The organism is Methylomicrobium sp. Wu6 (assembly GCF_035916875.1).
In the GTDB taxonomy this organism is placed as follows: domain Bacteria; phylum Pseudomonadota; class Gammaproteobacteria; order Methylococcales; family Methylomonadaceae; genus Methylomicrobium.
In genome coordinates, this window is record NZ_JAXUHN010000061.1 from 1 (window position 1) to 18,677 (window position 18,677).

An 18,677-nucleotide genomic window follows, 5' to 3' on the forward strand; every position below is an offset into this window, starting at 1 on the left:
GAGATTCTGCACAAAATGGCCGATGCCTTGATGAAATGGGAAACGATCGACAAGAATCAGATCGACGATTTGATGGCCGGTCGCGATCCGCGTCCGCCGATGGACGATAACGATTCAGCCGGACGAACCAACATGCAAAAACCCGATAAAGGCGATGATAAGACCGTCAATATCAATAAGCCGGTCGGACAGGTTTGAGGTGCGCTCATTATGGGGGTGATGATCGCCCCCTTTTTTTTGTCCCGAATTTTTAATTTTGCCTCGTTCCTGCGCATGGCGCGGGAACGGGATTAAAGGGTCGTTTCTTGCGTAGGAATTTTGTCTTTCTGATTCGCCAGGTCGTCAAGATAGCGTCGAAAATGCGCAAGATTTTCTATTTTGACCACGCCGACTTCATTTAGCACCGTTTCATAATAGGAGGCGGCGCGTCCTCCGACAATCAATGCAACCTCGTAGCCGAGCAGTTTGCGCAGCCTTCTCAATTCTTTTTGCACTACATGATCATCGGAGCTGAAGCTGATGCTGATCGTGACTGCCGCCGCATCGGTAAATTTGACCGCGGCTGCAATTTCTTCGGCCGGCAGATTTGCGCCCAAATAGGTGACTTGCCAACCTTTTAATTCGGCGATTATCGCAGCCAGCAGCGCGCCCAGTTCGTGTAATTGTCCCAATGGCGTCGTGACGACCATTCTGGGCGCGGCAGGAGAGCAGGGCGAATTGTTGCGCAAAATATAGGTCAAGGATCTAATGATCGACGACGCCATATGTTCATGCACTGGCCGAAGTTCGCCGGTTTTCCAACGTTCTCCGATCAGGGTCAGCAAAGGATCGAGCAAATCTTCAATAAAGTTTTGGATGCCGAGTTCGACGATCGCATTCTCGAAAAGCGATTCCAGCGTTCTGGCGTCGAATGCGGTGACTTCCGCATAACATTTGTGGATATAGGCTTCCGCCAGCGATTTGCTGCCGTTGCCGTTCAGAGGTTGAAGGGGCTTTGCCGGCGCGGCGGCTTTTTCGCCTTGCAATAGTTTTCTCAATTCATCCAGTGAATAGCGCGCAATACGGCTGATGCTGTGGCCATAACGGGTTGCCTGATTCAGCAGGGTCAGACGCGCAATGTCCTGGTCGGTATAAACGCGGTGGCCGCCAGCGGTTCGCGTTGGTACGACCGCCTGATAACGGCGTTCCCACGCCCGGACCAATTCGGTTTTGACTCCGGATCGTTTCGAGACGGTGCTGATCAAATATTGCCCTGAATTATCCTTAATATCTGTCATATCGGCCTGTTTGTAAGCGAAGAAAGCCCGTCATTGGGAAAAGCAACCTGGGCCGATCAGGCGGTCCTGTATGGATTTGATCATTAATACGTTGTAAGTCATTGAAAGACAATGATACAACGGCCCGGTCAATGATTTCATTATACCATAACTTGTACAAAACATAGACGACGATTGCACTAGGCGGATGAAGCCGGAACGACGGTATAATGTGACCGGTTTTACAGTATCGGATAACGTCTTGGCGGAAACGAAACCAGTGGATTTCTTGATTGTCGGCTTCGGTTTGGCCGGCGGCCTATTGGCATGGGAACTGATTCGGCGCGGCTGTCGGGTTATCGTTGCCGATGATGGTAAAATCAGTGCTTCGCAGGTCGCGGCTGGTTTGATCAATCCGGTAACCGGTCAGCGCTTCGTTAAAACCGCCGAAATCGATCATTTATTGCCGGCTGCCAGGGCGTATTACGCGGATTTGGCGAAAGTTTTCACGCGCCCCTTTTATATCGAAAAACCGATGCAGCGTCAGTTGCGTAGCGAGAAGGAAGTCATGCAGTGCCGGAAACGGTTGGAAGCTGACGATTATCGGGGCTATTTGGGCGGCATTGTCGCGCCTTCGGATCGGGACGATCTCGTGGGCTATCTGGAACAAAAACAGACCGGTTATTTGCTGACGCAGCCGTTACTGGTCTGTTTGGCGGATTATTTCCGCGCCAGTTCGGCTTACCGGCAAGCACAGTTTGATTACCGTGATCTGCAATTTGATCCGGTGTTGCAATGGCAGGAGTTTTGTCCCCGCCGGATCATTTTTTGCGAAGGCTTTCGAGCGAGCGACAATCCCTGGTTTGCGTGGTTGCCGATGCGACCGGCGAAGGGCGAGATTTTGACCTTGGAGCACGCCTTGCCGATACCCGACCGGTTATTCAATGATGGCCGTTGGCTTTTGCCGGTCGGCAGCGGCCGGGTTCGTCTGGGCGCTACCTTCGACCGCGACCGTATCGACAGCCGAACCACCGAGCAGGCCAAAACGGAACTGATCGCGGCGGGCGAACGGCTGTTCCCGGGTCTGAAGGACGCACGATTGATCGCGCACGCGGCGGGCGTCCGCCCTTGTACGGAGGATAGGCAGCCCTTGATCGGTAAGCACCCGCAACTGGCGCAACTGAATATCTTCAACGGCTTCGGCGCGAAAGGCAGCTTGATGATCCCCTGGTATTGCCGCCGCTTTGCCGATTATCTCCTGAAAGGCGATACTTTACCCCTATCCTGCGATATTAAACGTTATGAAAGAACGCATTTCCCTGGTTGCCAAAGCCCATGAACGGATCGGCGCGTACCTGCGTCCGGGCGCGATAGCGATCGATGCGACGGTCGGCAATGGTTATGATACGTTGTTTCTGTTGTGGCAAGTTGCGCCGGGCGGCAGGGTTTACGGCTTCGACATTCAGCGTTCCGCGCTGGAGTCCGCCGAAACCAAAATCAACGACCCTGAATTGCGCGCCTGTCTGACCTTATTCGCTGACAGCCATGCGCGGATGGCCGAATGGATACCCCAAGAGGATCACGGATCGATCGGCGCGATCATGTTCAATCTCGGCTACCTGCCCGGCGGCGATAAAGCCGTGACGACCCGGACCGAATCGACGCTGGCCGCGCTGGCGGCGGCGAGTCGGTTGCTGAGTCCCGGCGGCATCATCACGATCGTGGCTTATCCGGGGCATACGAGCGGTGCACCCGAGACCGAACGGGTCAGGCGCTGGTGCGAAGCGATTGACCCCCAATGCTTCAAGGTCGAGCTGATCCACGCCAAACCGAACGATGATACCGCACCCAGGCTGTTTGTGGTGACTCGGACCTGTGTTGAGTGAGCTTTGTCCAGGCATTGATTTTTTACAGTATGATCACCCTTGTGAAGCCCATTCCGATACGCAAGCAAAGCATTGATCGCGTCAAATCACACTCTCGGTAACCTTATGGCCAATAATAAACAGACTTATCAGAAACCGTCGCCGCAAACTCAGGAAGAAGCGCTCAAGATCGCGAAAGCCACGCAGCGTCCGGCGCAGACGAAAGAACAGACCAAACTGATTGCCCAAGGCATTCAAAAAGGTATCGATCAGTATAAAAAACAGCAAAAAGAAAAAGCTAGGGAGTTGAGCAAAAGGCTGAAGAAGGCTTCGCGGCACACCGAACCATCGGTGCAGGAGGAGGCGTCGCCAAGCGAAGCGATAATCGTTTATCGGCAGCATTGGTTGCCCTGGCTGCTGCTTGGCTTGACCTGGCTGGGTATAGGGGTTGACTGGCTGATGCGTTGAGCCGTCCGCCGACCGTTCTCAATCGGCGGGCCAGGGCAGTTCCGGGAAAAACTCGGCCTGCATGCGGCGGCAGTAGTCATACAGGTTTTGCCTGCTCCTTGCATGGTCTTTCAGCGGCGACTCGATCGGACTGCCGACGATATTGACCAGAATGCCATAGGCGCTGGCGTCCAGGCTGGTCGGTTGAGCGCCCATGAAATAGGGTTTGTCGCCAAGGAAATCCGCCAGGCTGTCGATATCCTCGTTGCCGAGCGCGAATTTTTCCTGATCGCTCAGGTGGCCGATGCCGTGCCCTAAAATCTGCTTCTTGATTCTTTTCCGATAAATCGCTGCGGCCACATCGCGGGCTATCGGCGACAGCACGCCGAAAATCGCCTGTTTGTTGGCTTGCCAGTTGCTTTCGCCATAATCCCAGCGCGTCACCATGGTGACCCAATACAGATGTTCCTCCAGCAGTCGCTGAAATGATTTGGCGGTCGCCTGTTGTTCGGGTGAGAGGTGCGCGTCCTCGCCATGGCCGTATTTCGACTGTAAATGATGCAAAGTCAGACGGGAATCGGCGACTCTCTGGCCCTCGTCATCGATAAACGGCAGCTTGCCCCTAGGCGCCTTCAGCGGCAAAGTTTCGACGATCTGGTAGGGAATATTGTGCATGCGCAAGTAGGTTTCGAGTTTGACGCAGAACTGGCTCAGGTTCGGCAGCCCCCAGGTGCGGGCGAATTGATAGAGTGTGATCATTTTTTTCTTCGTTATGTGTCTATGATATAGTTAGTTTTAAATTGCAAGTCACTATGCTAGACCTATAACTTGTAAAATGCAAGTGACTATCGAGAAGTAACCGGATTGAAAAATGAATGACTTAAATCAAGCGCAATTTGAACGTTCCCGCTGCCCTGTCGCGAATGTACTGGACGTGTTTGGCGATAAATGGACATTGTTGGTGGTACGCGATCTGGTGCTGGGCAAATCGCGTTTCGGCGAGTTCAGCGAATCCGCCGAGGCGATTCCGACCAACATTCTGGCGGAGCGTCTGAAAAGGCTGGAGCTAGGCGGTATCGTGACGAAAACGCCTTATTGCCGCAAACCGCTGCGTTATCAATATGAATTGACTGAAAAGGGTAGGGATTTGATACCGGTGCTCGAAGCGATGGTCGTCTGGGCGGGTAAGCATGTACCCGGTACGAAGGTGTTTCCACGTTACGTCCATTCGGTCGAGGGTGTAGATCCTAACCCCTTTGGATGAACTGAGTATTCCAGTCACGGGTGAGCAAACAGCTTCATCGTTTGCGCCCACCTCTTGCAGCAAAGTCGGTGGGCAGAGAAGCGCTGCCCGGCCTACAACTGGGTCGTATTAAGAGTGCGTCAATTCCTTGCCGGAGTCGGCGTCCGCGCGCACAAACAGACGCGAGCACAGCAAGCCGGCTTCGAACAGCAGCCACATCGGCACCGCCAGCAATGTCTGTGAAATCACGTCGGGCGGGGTCAGCACCATGCCGACGATGAAGGCGCCGACGATGACATAGGGGCGTTGTTCGGCGAGCGCCTGCGGGGTCACGAGGCCTGTCCAGACCAGTACGACCGTGAAAATCGGCACCTCGAAACAAACGCCGAACGCGAAGAACAGGGTCAGCACGAAGTCGAGGTAATGGCTGATGTCGGTCATCACGGTCACGCCGGCGGGGGCGGCGGCGGTCAGGAACTTGAACATCAGCGGAAACACCACGAAATACGCGAATGCCACACCGAGAAAGAAGAGTAGGGTGCTGGCAAACAGTAACGGCAGGATGAAGCGCCGCTCGTGTTGGTAAAGCCCTGGCGCCACGAAGGCCCAGAACTGGTACAAAAGATAAGGGATCGAAATGAAGATCGAAACGACCAGCGCGAGTTTGAATGGGGTAAAAAACGGCGAAGCGACTTCGATCGCGATCATGCTGCTGTTTGCGGGCATGTGCTTCATCAAGGGGCCGGCCAGGATCGCGTAAATATCGTTCGCGTAAAAAGACAGCGCCAGGAAGACCAGCAGCACGCAGATGACCGCGCGCAACAGGCGGTCGCGCAGTTCGATCAAGTGGCTGAGGAAGGGTAGTTCCTGGGCGTCGTTCGGATTATTTGGAGTCATGCAGGTCTTCGTCGTGGGTTGGGCTGTCTGGCAAATGCTCGAGTGAAGATCTGAGTGAATCCGCGGCGTTCCGGGTTTCATCCATCAATTCTTGCAGTTGCTTGAGGTCGTCCTGTTGTTGGAATGCCTGTCTGATTTCTTCGGCATGCAGTTCGGCGCTGATTTCGGCCTTGGCGTCGGCAATCATCCGCCGGGTTTTGCCGATCCAGTAGCCCGCGATCCGGGCGACCTTCGGAAGCCGCTCGGGGCCTATTACCAACAGGCTGACCAGCGCGACCATCATAATTTCGGAGAAGCCTATTTCAAACATCGGCTAGGTTTTTTCTTGCTGTTTGGTCGCCGTTTCGCCGTCGATCGGCTTTTTGTCTTTGGCGACCGGCGTTGGAGCGTCCTGATCCTTGACCGCGTTCTTGAAGCCTTTTATCGCGGCGCCCAGATCGGCGCCGACATTGCGCAACCGTTGGGTGCCGAACACCACCACCACGATCAGCAGTAATAATAATAATTCGGAGATACCGATGCCCATGGATTTTACCTCTTGCTGAAGATTGGGGGGCTTGTGCTTGAATTCTGAGAGAGTTTTAAGGAGAGTTTGCGCGTTTGTGCGGTTGACTTTTGCGCACAGAGCGTCACTGCCAGTGTTGTGAAAAATAGATTTCAAGGGAGGGTGGATACATTCACAGAGCACAAGTGCGCCCCCCTTATCCACCCTACCATATTATAACCAGACTCTAGGTTTATTTTTGACGCTGCGCCTTTTCTTCGATGCCAGACAGCCCGAAGCGCCGTTGCAATTCGTCCAATACATCGTCGGGACCGAGTCCTTGCTGGGCCAGCAACACCATGCAATGAAACCATAAATCGGCCGTTTCATAAATGATTTGCTGTTTGTCGCCGCTCTTCGCGGCGATCACCGTTTCGGTCGCTTCCTCGCCGATCTTTTTCAGGATTGTGTCCAGGCCTTTCGCATAAAGGCTCGCGACATAGGATTTGTCCGCCGTTTGTTGTTTGCGCTGTTCCAGCACGTCTGCCAGTTGTTGTAATACGTCGCTCATGATTTTCGATAAATCGCTTCAGGATCTTTCAGCACCGGCTCGATGGTTTGCCATCGATCGCTCTGCAATTGCCGGTAAAAACAGCTCTCGCGTCCGGTATGACAGGCAATGCCGCCTTGCTGTTCAATTTTAATCAGGATTACGTCTTCGTCGCAGTCGAGATAGATGCCGAGTACCTTTTGCCGATGGCCGGATTCCTCGCCCTTGCGCCATAGCTTGTTTCGCGACCGCGACCAATAGACCGCATAACCCTCGGTTGCCGTCAACCGCAATGATTCGCGATTCATCCAGGCGAACATCAGAATCTTGCCGCTGTCCGCCTGTTGGGCGATCACCGGAACCAGACCGTCGGAAGTCCAGCGAATCTCGTCGAGCCAGGCTTCGCTCATGTCAGCCGCACCTCGATTCCGTGCGCGGCCATGTGCTCTTTAGCCTCTTGTATCGTATGTTCGGCGAAGTGGAAGATGCTCGCTGCGAGCACCGCGTCGGCCTTGCCTTGAATGATGCCGTCCACCAGATGATCCAGGTTGCCGACGCCGCCCGAGGCGATCACGGGAGCCGGGACGGCTTCGCTGATCGCGCGCGTCAACGGCAGATCGAAGCCTTCGCGGGTGCCGTCGCGGTCCATGCTGGTCAGCAGGATTTCGCCGGCGCCGTAGGCGACCATTTTTTGGGCCCAGCCGATCGCTTCGATGCCGGTCGATTTCCGGCCGCCGTGGGTAAATATTTCCCAGCGGTCCGGCTCGCCGGGCGCCGAGACTTTTTTGGCGTCGATCGCGACGACGATGCATTGCGAGCCGAAACGCTCGGCCGCTTCGCGCACGAATTCGGGGCGGGATACCGCGGCGCTGTTGATGCCGACCTTGTCCGCGCCGGCGTTCAGCATCCGGCGAATGTCTTCGAGCGTGCGGATGCCGCCGCCGACCGTCAACGGAATGAATACCTCGCCGGCGACCTGTTCGACCACATGCACCATTGTGTCGCGGTCGTGGTGAGTCGCTGTGATGTCGAGAAAGGTGATCTCATCCGCGCCTTCGCGGTCGTAGCGCCGGGCGATCTCGACCGGATCGCCGGCGTCGCGGATGTCGACGAATTTGACGCCCTTGACGACGCGCCCGTTATCGACGTCGAGGCAGGGAATGATGCGTTTGGCAAGACTCATGATCAGAACGACTCGGCCAGTTTTTCGGCTTCGGCGAAATCGAGCGTGCCTTCGTAGATCGCGCGGCCGGTAATCGCGCCCATTACGCCGTCGCCGGCAATCTGGCCGAGCGCGCGGATGTCGTCCATGCTGGTGATTCCGCCCGAGGCGATCACCGGAATCCGGATCGCGCGCGCAAGCCTGGATGTCGCCTCGATATTGACGCCGGACATCATGCCGTCGCGCGAAATATCGGTGTAGATGATTGCCTCGACGCCGTCTTCCTCGAAATGTTTCGCTAGATCGATCACGTCATGCCGGGACAGTTTGGACCAGCCGTCGATCGCGACCTTGCCGTCCTTCGCGTCTAGGCCGACGATGATCCGGCGCGGATATTCGAGCGCCATGTCGCGGACGAAATGTGGTGCGTTGACCGCCTTGGTGCCGATGATCACATATTCGACGCCGGCATTCAAATAAGCCTGGATCGTCTCCTCATCGCGGATGCCGCCGCCGATTTGAATAGGGATGTTCGGGAAGGCGTCGACAATCGCATGGATCACAGCCGCATTGCGCGGCCTGCCGGCAAAGGCGCCGTCCAGATCGACCAGATGCAGGCGTTTGGCGCCGAGATTAACCCAACGGCCGGCGACCGCGACCGGATCCTCGGAGAATACCGTGTCGTCTTCCATGCGCCCCTGCCGCAAACGGACACATTTGCCTTCTTTCAAATCAATAGCAGGTATTAACAACATACACGGATTTCCTCAACAGCAATTTTTAGAGTAATGATGATCAACGATGGGAAGGGGCAGTCAGCCCGACCAGTGCAAAAAGTTTCGCAGCAGTTGTAAACCGGCGGTCTGGCTTTTCTCGGGGTGGAATTGCACCGCAAAGACATTGTCCTGGGCGAGCGCGCAGGCGAAGTCGTCCGGATAGGCGCTGGTGGCGGCCGTCGCTCGGTTGTCGTCGGGCCGGGCATAATAACTGTGCACGAAATAAAACCGGCTGTCCTGCGGAATGTCACGCCATAAAGGATGTGGGGTCTGATGCACCTGATTCCAGCCCATGTGTGGAATTTTGAGTCGATTGCCTTGATGATCGGTTAAATTGTCGGCAAAGCGGACGACATGTCCCGGAATCAGATTCAAGCCCGAGATGCCGCCGTTTTCCTCGCTGTCGCTCAACAAGGCCTGCATGCCGAGACAAATGCCGAGTAGCGGTTTGGTTTGCGCGGCTTGCCGGATAATCTCCGCTAGCCCGGTTTCGTGCAAGGCATGCATGCAATCGCGAATCGCGCCAACACCCGGAAATACCACCCGGTCTGCCTTTAATATGGCATTGCCGTCGGCGGTGAGAATGACATTGATTTCGGGGGCGGCATGCTGCAATGCTTTGACGATGGAATGCAGATTACCCATTCCGTAATCGATAACAGCGACGGATGACATAAGATTTTTAGGAGAAAGGCTCAGGCTAAAAGGAAAAAAAATCAGGAAACATTGTCGAATAAACTGTAGAAAGGTAACAATTTATGAAAGTTTAGAGGCTGCCTTTGGTGGAGGGCATGATGCCGGCCATGCGCGGGTCGTGGCTAACCGCCATCCGCAAGGCGCGGCCCAAGGCTTTAAAAATCGTTTCGGCGATGTGGTGCGCATTGACGCCTTTCAAATTGTCGATATGCAGCGTCACGCCGGCGTGATTCACGAAACCTTGAAAAAACTCGCGGAACAGGTCGACATCGAAGCGTCCGATCGACGCGCGCGGAAATTTGACCTCATAAAAGAGCCCCGGACGCCCGGACAAATCGAGCGCGACCCGTGATAGCGCTTCGTCGAGCGGCACATAGGCATGACCGTAGCGGACGATGCCTTTTTTGTCGCCGACCGCTTTGGCAAAGGCCTGGCCGAGCGCGATGCCGATGTCCTCTACCGTATGATGCGCATCGATTTCAAGATCGCCATGGGCTTCGACTTCAATATCGATCAATCCGTGCCGGGCAATCTGGTCGAGCATGTGATCGAGAAACGGCACACCGGTGACGAACCGGGATTTGCCGGTGCCGTCCAGATTCAGGCTGATCTTGATTTGCGTTTCGAGCGTGTTGCGTTCGACTTCTGCGGTGCGAGGGGTCATGATTCCGTTATTAAGATGCAATATCACGCTATTTTACTATGAACTGAAGCGTTTTTGCAGTAGCTGTTGATTTAGACCGGCAATTCTATTTTTCGAAATGGCGCGGCCGTGTGACGAATTTGGTCGTTACCCGTTATCGGAAATCAATGTTTGCTGCCGATCATCGTTTACTTTTTTGCAAAAGTAACGACGCCACCCCAAACCAATGGGGGATTTTTTCGATAAGCCAATGCCAGTTCCAATCACAGGCGTAGGGCTGTCGTTGCCGTGCTCGTTCGGAATTCATTGAAAAACGACGACTGCTTGTAACCTGCGATTCGTGTTGGAAGGCCGCCGACGTGGAGATTTAATTTAATTGAAGCGTTCAACCGTCGTATCCTGGTGGGCACCTACTGCTGATGCGGCGGGGTTGCAAAGCTGTGCAGGATTTGGGCGGATGGCGTCTACAGTGGGTGTTCGGCAGGGCGATCGCGCAATATTGCCGAGCTGCCGTTTGCCCCTTGATCTAAGAACCAATGCGAATCATTGCAAGAAAACCGGCGCCATTCCGGCATGGATTGGCGGAATCCGGATCACAAGGCGGTGAAAAAACAGCCTTCATTGTCTAATTTAGGGTATGTTTAAATACGCCGGCAGTCATCCGTGGCTTTCGGATCTTGGCAATCCCTGCCGGGATTGACGGCTTTTCTATTCGATCCGGTGCGATATTCAACAGAGCGTGATTGCCCACACATCTATGGGCAACCTGAACTACCGATCTCATTCTTCGTTTTTTCGTAAAGCCGTTGACAGGCAACGCAACGCTTTGCAGTCGGATAGGAAAGCAGCCGCTTGAAATAAATGGGGAGCCCGCAGTCGAGGCAGATACCGAATCTGTCTTCGGTAATCCGCATCAACGCCGATTCGATATCCTTGATTTCGGTAAGGTAACGATTCAGGTCGATCGCCTTTAGTCTTGTCAACAGTTGCGTCAATGCACCGGCTGTAGCCTGGTAAACTGCTTCGGCAATTTTCTCGCTGCTTTCGTGGTCAATGGACATAAGCTCCTCATGCAGGTTCAAACGCACAATGGAGAAGCGGCTATACAACAGGTTTTTGAATTGTTCGACTTGGAACCCGGTCAGTTTTTCGGCCATGTCCGATCCTCTCCATTCATCGTTTGCACGGCATCCACCTCCGATGCGCCGCATGCACATCAATAGCTTTATTGGATTTGACGGAGGCAACGAAAATGAAGGCGGCCGCCATGAAAAATCGATAACGTCTCTTATCCCAAATCCTCAGGAAGACAGCCGCCGGTGGATGTTTTTATAGGCAGACCTCAACTCTTCTCCGACAATTCGGGTTTTGTCGAGAAATTCAGCCGTTGTTTCCTTGCTTTCATCCACGATTTCGGCGAGCTTATCTTTAAAATGCCCCCACTTCCGTTCGCTCTCCTCCCATTCATCCTTCAAATCCGCGCCAGCCAGATGGAGCTGCAAGCGGATTTCATCGCGCTGCTGTTTGAGGGTTTCAGATAACTTAGTCAGATCTTCGTGCAGTTCCATGAACATTCTCCGAGAGGTTAAAGTACGTGCAAATTTATAGTATTTTCCAGTGCGCCGCTATTGGTACGATTGCCTAGGTATTCATACCAATTGCGTTAGTACGTTATTTTCGCTAGAACGTGATTGCCGGCGGTTGAGTTTGGAATCCGAACTTACCGAAAATCCGCGCCGCTCGGGCAAGGCAATTGAAATCCTGTGGGATTCGGTTTACATTGGCAACCAGGAACGGCTCAAACGGCCTGACGAATGTTACCCCATTAAGGAGGACTCCATGTTTCCAATTCGCGATGAAAATCCCACCCTCCGTACCCCGGTCGCCACGATCGGGCTGATCGTGGTGAATCTTTTCATTTGGATGTTCGTTCAGGGCGCGGGCAGCGACGTGCCGCTGGCTAGATCGCTGTGCCTGTATAGCCTGATTCCGGGCGAATTGTTACATGCCGTACCGGTCGGTACGCGGCTAGACTTGGCGGAAAACATGGCCTGCGTGCTCGACGGCAAGGACGGTGTCGCTACCTTGATTACGCATGCGTTCATGCACGGCAGCTGGTTTCATATCATCACCAATCTTTGGTTTTTATGGATATTCGGCGACAACGTCGAAGATGCGATGGGGCCTTTCCGTTTTCTCTGCTTTTACGGTTTATGTATTCTGGCCGCTGCGGCCGCGCAGATCATGGCCGATCCTGACGCAATTACACCGATGGTTGGCGCATCCGGCGCGATCGGCGGTGTGATGGGTGCTTACGCAAGGCTCTATCCGAGAGCCTATGTGCTCACGCTGATTCCGTTGGGATTCTTTATCACCACCGCAGCGATTCCGGCAATTTACATGCTTGGCTTTTGGTTTTTTATCCAACTGATCAGCGCGATTCCCGCCGTCGGCGGTCCCGCGCAAATCGCCTTCTGGGCGCATGCGGGAGGCTTTGTCGCCGGTTTGCTTCTGATCAGGCCGATCAGCCGGCAGGATTATATCGACGAACATAACCGGCTGACGCCGGATCGGAGCGCAAAATATCGGCTTTGATGTCCGCTCAGGTGTTGACAATGAGCCTCTAATCAATGTCGGGAAGCCTTGTCACATGGATTTGGGCTCATTCATCCCTCGACCGCTGAATTAAGGACTATTGACTGGGGAGCGATGGTTGGAAAGAACATGAGCAACGAGAAACGTCAATCGGTATTCAAACCGATCATGATTGACCTTGAGGCCGTTGCGGAAATCACCGGACTATCGGAATCTACGGTGCGGTCCCTGATTCGCGCGAACGATTTTCCGAAGCCACGCAAAGAACCTGCAAGGCGGTCATGCTGGTTATTGCGCGAAATCGAGGAGTGGGCGGAATCCCGTCCGGTGTCAGATTTTTTACCACCACCCAACACCGCGGCTGGCGTCCGTAATGGAAAACCTAACTCTCAAAATGCTTTGCCAATAACTCAAGATGCTCAGACAAAGTGAGCAACATTTTTGCCGCTTGCTTGGGCTCGGATGCCCAAAACAAGCTTTCGCAAAAATAGCGGCACTATCAACACTAAACCAGGCTACTAAAATTGCGGATTTATCACTTCGACAGCATGATCCTGACGGTATTGGATTAAAAAATCATCGATCATGGTCCAGGTATTTCCGATATTCTCCATCAAGATGCCGTGCCTATCGGACTTTATCACGCGCAACTTCTTGTGCGTGGCGCCGAGTTTATTAAAAACGATTTCGGCGCTTTGCGGCGACACCACCGGATCCTGGTCGGCATACATCACCAGCGTCGGCGTTTCTATGCTCGGCAACAATGTTTCCAATTGATGGATCAGTCGGCGCAGTTCGTACAAAGCCCTGACCGGCGCATTCCAGTAGTTGATGTCGGGATGTTCGGGCGGATTTTCGATAAAAGGCTTGACGCCTTCGAGCGATGAAACCCAGCGCACTAAAACATTGGCGTTATACAGCAACGGCACCAGCATGAAGGCGGGGTTGACGAATTTAATCGACACCGAAACCGCAACCAGTCCGATAATTTCAGGATGTTTTTCCGCGGCCAGTTTTAGCGCCAACGCGCCGCCGGTCGCAAAACCGATTACGAACAGCCTGGGACAATAAATCTTTAAAATATTAAATCCTCTCTGCACGCTGTCGAACCATTGCTCGCAGCTGACATCGCGCAGGGCATAGGGCGAGGTGCCGTGTCCTTTGAGCCGGATGCCCAGCACCGTATAGCCCTGGTCGGCCAGATAACGGCCGTATTCCCGCAATTCTGCGGGGCTGGCCAAGAGACCGTGAATCAATAAGGCGCCGAAGCCGTTGGGCTCTGTCGGCTGGATAAAAAATGGCGACGGATCGGCGTTGGCCGTTTCCTGTTGCTTCATGGTTCCGTTATGTCGAGCGCCGTCATAAGTTTGCCGCTCAAAGGCCAGGCCCAGTTGTTCGTCTTCGAATTGCCAGGCAGCCAACCGGTATGGATTCATGGTTCGACTTTCTTCGTCGGCCGCCAGCAAGGCTTCGCGAACCGTGCGTAGCGGCGCGGCTTCGTTATTGTAAACAGCGATCGGATTTTCCAGCCGTATCCTGTCGAAATCGTAGTCCTCGCAGAGTGTGGGTAAAAAATGATAGCAGCCTTCACGTTCGGCGATCAGTTCCGCCGCCTTGGCAAAGCAGATAAATTGATCGAAACGGGTGCTGACACCGTGTGGCAAACCGCCATAATCGTCGGGATTCAACAGGCTGCGATGCAAATGAATATCGGTGTTTTTTTGCAGATTTTTAATCGCTACATAGAGCACGGTATAAAACCGGCTTTTTTCAATCTGCCGCCGTTTGGCTCCAATCATGCTCATGATGAAGGTGGAAGCCAAATGACTGATGTTCACCGTGAGGTTGGTGTAAATTTCTTTCATGTATTGATCGCGCGCGCATTGCGCGTTCTCGATGAAAAAATGCTCCAGCAACCGTTCCTTCCAGTTTTTGGCTTCCGATCTTAACTTAAATACCTGATCCAATTTTTGAATGTCGGGCGCCACTTTGTTCATGATGAAATGGGTGCGCCAATCCCAGACGCAGCAAGGATTGACAGGTCTTCCCATGCGGATATCCATATCGGTATCTTTGATGAGGATGTTGCTCTCGATCAACAATTCTTCCGATTGGCGCAGACTCAAGCCGCCAGAGAACATTTCAATGCTTTTGAACAACAGATTTTCCGAAGCGCGGATCGGGTAGAATGTGATATTGGCCGGCACGATCAGCGTCGGCTTGTGCGCGGCGGCCAACAGTTCATTCAGATTGTCGAATTGAAGCTGCTCTTGCCAGCCCAGCAAACGCTCAATCCGGTTTTCCTTAAAAGCATGCCGTATCGCCGATTTGATGGCTTCCACGCCCTGTCCCAATACCGCGGGTCCGGTATGAAGTTTGCGCCGGTTTCCGGTCATGCGTGAATAGATGCTGTACTCGCCTGTTTTATCTATGACGCGGCGGTCTTTGACCATGCCTCCTTCCGGAAAAATAACGACTTTGCGGCCGCGCAGTATTTGTCCCGCCAGCATGGCGAATAAACGCGGATGGTCGTGCGGGTAAACCCCGACCTGTTGCAGATAATCCGACAGTATATTCTTTTCCTTAAAAAACTCGCCCGAGGCGATCGCGCAACTGAAGGCTCCGGTTTTTTCGTAGATCAGAAATTGCGGTATAAAGGTTTCGAAGCGAGAAAAATGATTGAATAGAAAAATATCGCCTTGCAGCACTTTCGTGTCGGCATACAGTTCCATCTTTACGCTGAGCAAATTCTTAACAGCGCTGAACAGTTTAACTGAGCGAAGATAAAGCGCTTGGTCGATATCCGGCCAGTCTTTCGGATAAATTGGAGAATTCATAAAAATTCGACTCAAGACAGTCGCACTAGGTTCACCTTTTCCGAAGATCAGATCTGCGCGATAACGGTCGCTCAAACAAGCGAGGAGTTTTCTTCGGCGCAAACTGTCTTTGTCTCGTCGGTTGTTATTGAACCGCTGAGAGACAGGAAGCTGAGTATTACCCAGAAGCGAAGGGCAGGGCGTTCACGAAGCGCTGGTTGTGCAGTGAAATTGCAAAGCGAGCCGATATCGCGTAGAGTCATCGCGCAGTGAGTTTAATACTCCTTGTTGAGTTTAAAGCCCCCTCAAGGGGTGGGCTATGGACAGACGGTTGGGGCGCTGAAGGCAATCGCGACTCCCTCGGGGAGTGAGTTGAACTTTTATTGGCCAGCGCCCCCTAATTCATAAGCGACTCATGTACCGAAGTATCGGGGATGACGCTTCAGTCGATTGGTTTTCGTGGCCATTGAACTGCTCCCAAATTTTTTCATGCAGCAGCAATAAAGATAAGGTTCCGGGAAATGTGCTTAAAATGCTATGCAATTATTTAATTTTTATAGGAAAGCAATCATGAAAAGAATGCGTTGGGTGTCGGGTTTATTGATTTTATCGCTTATTACAGGTTCGGTGTATGCCGATATTGAACTCAAGTCCAAGAATGATGTAGAGGGTACCTGGAAGCTGCAACATACCAAAAACTCGGCATCGGCAAAAGAAACCATAAAGCGGGAAGATACGTGGGTGTTTCGGGACGGCAAAATCACGATCCTGAACATTCCTCGCGAAGGCAGTCATTATGACCAGCAGCCGGTCAATTACGAAATAGAGAATGGGAAATTGAAAATCCCTTATGTCGGCAGATCCGGTTTTGACACCTTCTCTTTAGTCGAAAAAGACGACAAGACGATGACTCTGAAAGGAAAATTCGGCGAGATTTATTACTTTAATAAAAAATAGTGCTTTAAGAATTATGACGTTCTGGATTATTGCCGCCCTGCAATAATCCAGGGCGGAGATTCACAAGTCGCGAACTCGAACGGTTATCTGATAGCCGAATAGAGTTCGCTTCTTAAACCGGCATCCACGACAAACCCGCTTTGCCAGGGGGCTTCAAGCAAATGGCCACAACGCTTGCATTGGAGAGCAACTCTCTAGCGAGCGGTTTCCAATCCATCAAAGCCCGCGACCCGTTCGCGCGCAATTTTAGCGCCGATCAGTTTTTCTACCAGACGCAGCGCGTTATTTTCTTCTTGAGAAATCAGCGACACGGCGAGCCCGCCCCGTCCGGCCCGCCCGGTGCGGCCGATGCGATGCACATAATCGGCGGAGGAACGCGGCAATTCATAGTTCACCACATGCGGCAGTTGGGCGATGTCGATGCCGCGCGCGGCCACATCGGTAGCCACCAGCACTTGAATATCGCCGGCTTTGAAATCCGCCAAGGCGCTGGTTCTGGCCCCTTGGCTTTTGTTGCCGTGTATCGCCTTCGCGGAAATTTGCGCGGAATTCAGTTTTTCGGTCAGCCGGTTGGCACCGTGTTTGGTGCTGGTAAAAACCAGCACCTGCCGCCAATCGTTGCTTTTAATCAAATGCGTCAATAAAGCGGTTTTCGCGGTTTTGTTGACCGTGTAGGCAATTTGTTCGACCGTGTCGGCGGCGGCATTTTCAACCGCGACTTCGATTTGCACCGGATTGATCAGCAAGTTTTGAGTCAGTTTTCTTATATCGGCGGAAAACGTCGCTGAAAACAGCAGGTTTTGCCGTTTTTTCGGCAGTAACGCCAAAATTTTGTTGATGTCTCTGATGAAGCCCATATCCAGCATCCGGTCCGCTTCATCAAGGACCAGTATTTCGACTTGATTCAGCCTGACCGCATTTTGAGAAACCAGATCCAGCAAGCGCCCTGGCGTCGCGGTCAAAATATCGACGCCGCCTCGTAAACGCATCATCTGCGGGTTGATTTTTACCCCCCCGAACACGACTTCCGATTTAAGCCGCGGCATCTGATGCGCGCCGTATTTGGTCACCGATTCAGCCACTTGCGCGGCCAGTTCACGGGTTGGCGTTAAAATGAGCGCCCGTATGGGGCGATTGCTGCCGATATGTTTTTCCGCCAAGCGTTGGAGTATTGGCAGAGTAAAACCCGCGGTCTTGCCGGTGCCGGTTTGCGCTGCGGCGAGCAGGTCGCGGCCTGATAAAACCGAGGGTATCGCTTTTTGTTGTATTGGTGTGGGTGTGGTATATCCTGAATCGCTAATCGCGCGCAACAGGGGCTCGGACAGGCCGAGAGAAGTAAATGACATAGAAAATCTCGATAGTGGGGATGAAATCCCGGAACATGCAAAAAAACGAGGTGAGATTAGGGGGCGAGTTGCTGGAAGGAATAAAAGTTGAAACTATCCCGCATTAGATACCGCCCCAAAATCTGAAAAAGAAGTGGAAGTTATTTGATCCGGCTAGCGGCGTCTGCCCTTTTTACCCGAAGAAACTTCAAAACTGACTCTGAGCGGCTTGCCGCCAAACAAATTGCCGCTGAGTTTTGCGATGGCCGCTCTGGCTTCGTGGCCTTCCATGCCGATATAGCCAAAGCCTTTACATCTACCGCTAAACAGATCGGTGACGAGTTCAATGGAATGTACTTTGCCGAACTCCGAGAATAAAGCCAATACGCTGGCTTCGGTTGCGTCGCTGGGCAAGTTTCCAACAAATAATCTTTTCAAAAGGTGTCCTTAGTGAGTGTGAAGAAGGCTGTATACGGTCAAACCTTTTAACCGGGCATACAACGCGTGGCGCTACTCAGGTTAATTCGCCGCGGGAAAAACGCAAGCATTCTGTTGACTTGCTTAATCTCGGGACAAATGTAGCGGAAATTCCGGACCGGAGAGAATCTTTGCTTTTGAGCGTTTCGCCCGGATCCAGTGTCGGGGCACTTCGAATATTTTTGCGATGGCGGCTATCCGCGGATCGAGGCTAATTCTCAGTGATTGATTGTAATATACAACAGACTGGGGTTTATTTGCAAAGTTCAAACAAATATGCTTAATCTCTCCAGATAAACGCGCATGGGAAAATGCAAGGAAAAACGGAGTTATCGATTATCCCGCCTCTATTATTGACTACCTCGGAAAAACTTAACAACCACCCGCTAAAAGCGGGTGGGTTAGAATTACGGACTGAAAGTCCGGATACGCGTCGACTCAACGACGCGTCTTAGTCAGGCTCCATTTTAAAATTGTCGTTCGAATTC

General features: G+C 52.9%; 23 protein-coding genes and 1 pseudogene. 8 read left to right on the forward strand and 16 right to left on the reverse strand.

The genetic code is table 11. The features are described from left to right. Nucleotides 1-198, forward strand: a pseudogene (locus U2W12_RS06750) (cell division protein FtsH); the annotation flags it as partial. A 92-nt stretch (nucleotides 199-290) separates the two neighbouring features. Here U2W12_RS06750 and U2W12_RS06755 read toward each other — a convergent pair. Further along, nucleotides 291-1,277 carry a MerR family transcriptional regulator gene (locus U2W12_RS06755; RefSeq protein ID WP_326499905.1) on the reverse strand — a complete coding sequence of 329 codons (987 nt, stop codon included), beginning with the start codon at nucleotides 1,275-1,277 and terminating at the stop codon, nucleotides 291-293. A gap of 241 nt (nucleotides 1,278-1,518) precedes the next feature. Here U2W12_RS06755 and U2W12_RS06760 point away from each other — a divergent pair, with 241 nt between their 5' ends. The 3 genes from U2W12_RS06760 (at nucleotide 1,519) to U2W12_RS06770 (ending at nucleotide 3,589) form a co-directional block, all read left to right on the forward strand. Beyond that, on the forward strand, nucleotides 1,519-2,595 hold the full coding sequence (locus tag U2W12_RS06760) for an FAD-binding oxidoreductase (RefSeq protein ID WP_326499906.1): 1,077 nt from the start codon (nucleotides 1,519-1,521) through the stop codon (nucleotides 2,593-2,595). Continuing rightward, nucleotides 2,558-3,142 carry a class I SAM-dependent methyltransferase gene (locus U2W12_RS06765; RefSeq protein WP_326499907.1) on the forward strand — a complete coding sequence of 195 codons (585 nt, stop codon included), beginning with the start codon at nucleotides 2,558-2,560 and terminating at the stop codon, nucleotides 3,140-3,142. Before U2W12_RS06760 ends, U2W12_RS06765 begins: the two co-directional genes overlap by 38 nt. 105 nt (nucleotides 3,143-3,247) lie before the next feature. Further along, complete coding sequence (locus U2W12_RS06770; RefSeq protein WP_326499908.1) at nucleotides 3,248-3,589, forward strand: DUF2956 domain-containing protein; 342 nt, start codon at nucleotides 3,248-3,250, stop codon at nucleotides 3,587-3,589. A gap of 18 nt (nucleotides 3,590-3,607) precedes the next feature. On the opposite strand, the gene U2W12_RS06775 is transcribed toward U2W12_RS06770, so the two are convergent. Continuing rightward, entirely contained in the window at nucleotides 3,608-4,327 is a 720-nt protein-coding gene (locus U2W12_RS06775; protein WP_326499909.1) for a glutathione S-transferase family protein, read from the reverse strand. A gap of 112 nt (nucleotides 4,328-4,439) precedes the next feature. Between U2W12_RS06775 and U2W12_RS06780 the strand changes: the two genes are divergently transcribed. Further along, nucleotides 4,440-4,832: a helix-turn-helix domain-containing protein gene (locus U2W12_RS06780; RefSeq protein WP_326499910.1), complete on the forward strand. Its 393-nt coding sequence runs from the start codon at nucleotides 4,440-4,442 to the stop codon at nucleotides 4,830-4,832. Between the two features lie 108 nt (nucleotides 4,833-4,940). Here U2W12_RS06780 and tatC read toward each other — a convergent pair whose 3' ends face one another. From tatC to U2W12_RS06835, 11 genes are all read right to left on the reverse strand, one after another. Then, on the reverse strand, nucleotides 4,941-5,708 hold the full coding sequence (gene tatC, locus U2W12_RS06785; RefSeq protein ID WP_326499911.1) for a twin-arginine translocase subunit TatC: 768 nt from the start codon (nucleotides 5,706-5,708) through the stop codon (nucleotides 4,941-4,943). Continuing rightward, nucleotides 5,695-6,018, reverse strand: a complete 324-nt coding sequence (gene tatB / locus U2W12_RS06790) for a Sec-independent protein translocase protein TatB (protein WP_326499912.1) — start codon at nucleotides 6,016-6,018, stop codon at nucleotides 5,695-5,697. The genes tatC and tatB overlap by 14 nt, the downstream gene beginning before the upstream one ends. Before the next feature lie 3 nt (nucleotides 6,019-6,021). Then, the gene (gene tatA / locus U2W12_RS06795; RefSeq protein WP_326499913.1) at nucleotides 6,022-6,234 is read right to left on the reverse strand and encodes a twin-arginine translocase TatA/TatE family subunit; all 213 of its coding nucleotides are present in this window, start codon (nucleotides 6,232-6,234) and stop codon (nucleotides 6,022-6,024) included. A gap of 211 nt (nucleotides 6,235-6,445) precedes the next feature. Further along, nucleotides 6,446-6,763, reverse strand: a complete 318-nt coding sequence (locus U2W12_RS06800; RefSeq protein ID WP_326499914.1) for a phosphoribosyl-ATP diphosphatase — start codon at nucleotides 6,761-6,763, stop codon at nucleotides 6,446-6,448. Continuing rightward, nucleotides 6,760-7,152 (reverse strand): phosphoribosyl-AMP cyclohydrolase, encoded by a 393-nt coding sequence (gene hisI, locus U2W12_RS06805; protein WP_326499915.1) that lies wholly within the window; start codon nucleotides 7,150-7,152, stop codon nucleotides 6,760-6,762. The genes U2W12_RS06800 and hisI overlap by 4 nt, the downstream gene beginning before the upstream one ends. Then, nucleotides 7,149-7,925: an imidazole glycerol phosphate synthase subunit HisF gene (hisF, locus tag U2W12_RS06810; RefSeq protein ID WP_326499916.1), complete on the reverse strand. Its 777-nt coding sequence runs from the start codon at nucleotides 7,923-7,925 to the stop codon at nucleotides 7,149-7,151. The genes hisI and hisF overlap by 4 nt, the downstream gene beginning before the upstream one ends. A 2-nt stretch (nucleotides 7,926-7,927) precedes the next feature. After that, entirely contained in the window at nucleotides 7,928-8,659 is a 732-nt protein-coding gene (gene hisA / locus U2W12_RS06815) for a 1-(5-phosphoribosyl)-5-[(5-phosphoribosylamino)methylideneamino]imidazole-4-carboxamide isomerase (RefSeq protein WP_326499917.1), read from the reverse strand. A 60-nt stretch (nucleotides 8,660-8,719) separates the two neighbouring features. Continuing rightward, nucleotides 8,720-9,355 carry an imidazole glycerol phosphate synthase subunit HisH gene (hisH, locus tag U2W12_RS06820; RefSeq protein WP_326499918.1) on the reverse strand — a complete coding sequence of 212 codons (636 nt, stop codon included), beginning with the start codon at nucleotides 9,353-9,355 and terminating at the stop codon, nucleotides 8,720-8,722. Between the two features lie 91 nt (nucleotides 9,356-9,446). Further along, entirely contained in the window at nucleotides 9,447-10,040 is a 594-nt protein-coding gene (gene hisB, locus U2W12_RS06825; protein ID WP_326499919.1) for an imidazoleglycerol-phosphate dehydratase HisB, read from the reverse strand. Between the two features lie 734 nt (nucleotides 10,041-10,774). Further along, nucleotides 10,775-11,176, reverse strand: coding sequence for a TraR/DksA family transcriptional regulator (locus tag U2W12_RS06830; protein WP_326499920.1), 402 nt, complete (start codon nucleotides 11,174-11,176; stop codon nucleotides 10,775-10,777). A 144-nt stretch (nucleotides 11,177-11,320) separates the two neighbouring features. Further along, on the reverse strand, nucleotides 11,321-11,587 hold the full coding sequence (locus tag U2W12_RS06835; protein ID WP_326499921.1) for a hypothetical protein: 267 nt from the start codon (nucleotides 11,585-11,587) through the stop codon (nucleotides 11,321-11,323). 271 nt (nucleotides 11,588-11,858) lie between these two features. Here U2W12_RS06835 and U2W12_RS06840 point away from each other — a divergent pair, with 271 nt between their 5' ends. After that, complete coding sequence (locus U2W12_RS06840) at nucleotides 11,859-12,614, forward strand: rhomboid family intramembrane serine protease (RefSeq protein WP_326499922.1); 756 nt, start codon at nucleotides 11,859-11,861, stop codon at nucleotides 12,612-12,614. A 129-nt stretch (nucleotides 12,615-12,743) separates the two neighbouring features. Further along, nucleotides 12,744-13,046, forward strand: coding sequence for an AlpA family phage regulatory protein (locus U2W12_RS06845; protein ID WP_326499923.1), 303 nt, complete (start codon nucleotides 12,744-12,746; stop codon nucleotides 13,044-13,046). A gap of 86 nt (nucleotides 13,047-13,132) precedes the next feature. On the opposite strand, the gene U2W12_RS06850 is transcribed toward U2W12_RS06845, so the two are convergent. Beyond that, nucleotides 13,133-15,451, reverse strand: coding sequence for an alpha/beta fold hydrolase (locus tag U2W12_RS06850; protein ID WP_326499924.1), 2,319 nt, complete (start codon nucleotides 15,449-15,451; stop codon nucleotides 13,133-13,135). Nucleotides 15,452-16,000: 549 nt separating this feature from the next. Between U2W12_RS06850 and U2W12_RS06855 the strand changes: the two genes are divergently transcribed. Continuing rightward, nucleotides 16,001-16,387: a lipocalin family protein gene (locus tag U2W12_RS06855; protein WP_326499925.1), complete on the forward strand. Its 387-nt coding sequence runs from the start codon at nucleotides 16,001-16,003 to the stop codon at nucleotides 16,385-16,387. 194 nt (nucleotides 16,388-16,581) lie between these two features. Here the strand turns inward: U2W12_RS06855 and U2W12_RS06860 are convergent, their stop codons facing one another. Together U2W12_RS06860 and U2W12_RS06865 are read right to left on the reverse strand one after the other, a co-directional pair. Then, a complete protein-coding gene (locus U2W12_RS06860) occupies nucleotides 16,582-17,733 on the reverse strand; it encodes a DEAD/DEAH box helicase (RefSeq protein ID WP_326499926.1) in 1,152 nt (383 codons plus the stop codon). A 153-nt stretch (nucleotides 17,734-17,886) separates the two neighbouring features. Further along, complete coding sequence (locus tag U2W12_RS06865; protein WP_326499927.1) at nucleotides 17,887-18,150, reverse strand: RNA-binding protein; 264 nt, start codon at nucleotides 18,148-18,150, stop codon at nucleotides 17,887-17,889. Nucleotides 18,151-18,677 lie beyond the last annotated feature (527 nt).

Bases quoted from the DNA above. Each gene is read 5' to 3' on its own strand.
- U2W12_RS06755 (WP_326499905.1), bottom strand. From the start codon at position 1,277: ATGACAGATATTAAGGATAATTCAGGGCAATATTTGATCAGCACCGTC.
- U2W12_RS06765 (WP_326499907.1), top strand. From the start codon at position 2,558: ATGAAAGAACGCATTTCCCTGGTTGCCAAAGCCCATGAACGGATCGGC.
- U2W12_RS06770 (WP_326499908.1), top strand. From the start codon at position 3,248: ATGGCCAATAATAAACAGACTTATCAGAAACCGTCGCCGCAAACTCAG.
- U2W12_RS06775 (WP_326499909.1), bottom strand. From the start codon at position 4,327: ATGATCACACTCTATCAATTCGCCCGCACCTGGGGGCTGCCGAACCTG.
- U2W12_RS06780 (WP_326499910.1), top strand. From the start codon at position 4,440: ATGAATGACTTAAATCAAGCGCAATTTGAACGTTCCCGCTGCCCTGTC.
- tatC (WP_326499911.1), bottom strand. From the start codon at position 5,708: ATGACTCCAAATAATCCGAACGACGCCCAGGAACTACCCTTCCTCAGC.
- tatB (WP_326499912.1), bottom strand. From the start codon at position 6,018: ATGTTTGAAATAGGCTTCTCCGAAATTATGATGGTCGCGCTGGTCAGC.
- tatA (WP_326499913.1), bottom strand. From the start codon at position 6,234: ATGGGCATCGGTATCTCCGAATTATTATTATTACTGCTGATCGTGGTG.
- U2W12_RS06800 (WP_326499914.1), bottom strand. From the start codon at position 6,763: ATGAGCGACGTATTACAACAACTGGCAGACGTGCTGGAACAGCGCAAA.
- hisI (WP_326499915.1), bottom strand. From the start codon at position 7,152: ATGAGCGAAGCCTGGCTCGACGAGATTCGCTGGACTTCCGACGGTCTG.
- hisF (WP_326499916.1), bottom strand. From the start codon at position 7,925: ATGAGTCTTGCCAAACGCATCATTCCCTGCCTCGACGTCGATAACGGG.
- hisA (WP_326499917.1), bottom strand. From the start codon at position 8,659: ATGTTGTTAATACCTGCTATTGATTTGAAAGAAGGCAAATGTGTCCGT.
- hisH (WP_326499918.1), bottom strand. From the start codon at position 9,355: ATGTCATCCGTCGCTGTTATCGATTACGGAATGGGTAATCTGCATTCC.
- hisB (WP_326499919.1), bottom strand. From the start codon at position 10,040: ATGACCCCTCGCACCGCAGAAGTCGAACGCAACACGCTCGAAACGCAA.
- U2W12_RS06830 (WP_326499920.1), bottom strand. From the start codon at position 11,176: ATGGCCGAAAAACTGACCGGGTTCCAAGTCGAACAATTCAAAAACCTG.
- U2W12_RS06835 (WP_326499921.1), bottom strand. From the start codon at position 11,587: ATGGAACTGCACGAAGATCTGACTAAGTTATCTGAAACCCTCAAACAG.
- U2W12_RS06840 (WP_326499922.1), top strand. From the start codon at position 11,859: ATGTTTCCAATTCGCGATGAAAATCCCACCCTCCGTACCCCGGTCGCC.
- U2W12_RS06845 (WP_326499923.1), top strand. From the start codon at position 12,744: ATGAGCAACGAGAAACGTCAATCGGTATTCAAACCGATCATGATTGAC.
- U2W12_RS06850 (WP_326499924.1), bottom strand. From the start codon at position 15,451: ATGAATTCTCCAATTTATCCGAAAGACTGGCCGGATATCGACCAAGCG.
- U2W12_RS06855 (WP_326499925.1), top strand. From the start codon at position 16,001: ATGAAAAGAATGCGTTGGGTGTCGGGTTTATTGATTTTATCGCTTATT.
- U2W12_RS06860 (WP_326499926.1), bottom strand. From the start codon at position 17,733: ATGTCATTTACTTCTCTCGGCCTGTCCGAGCCCCTGTTGCGCGCGATT.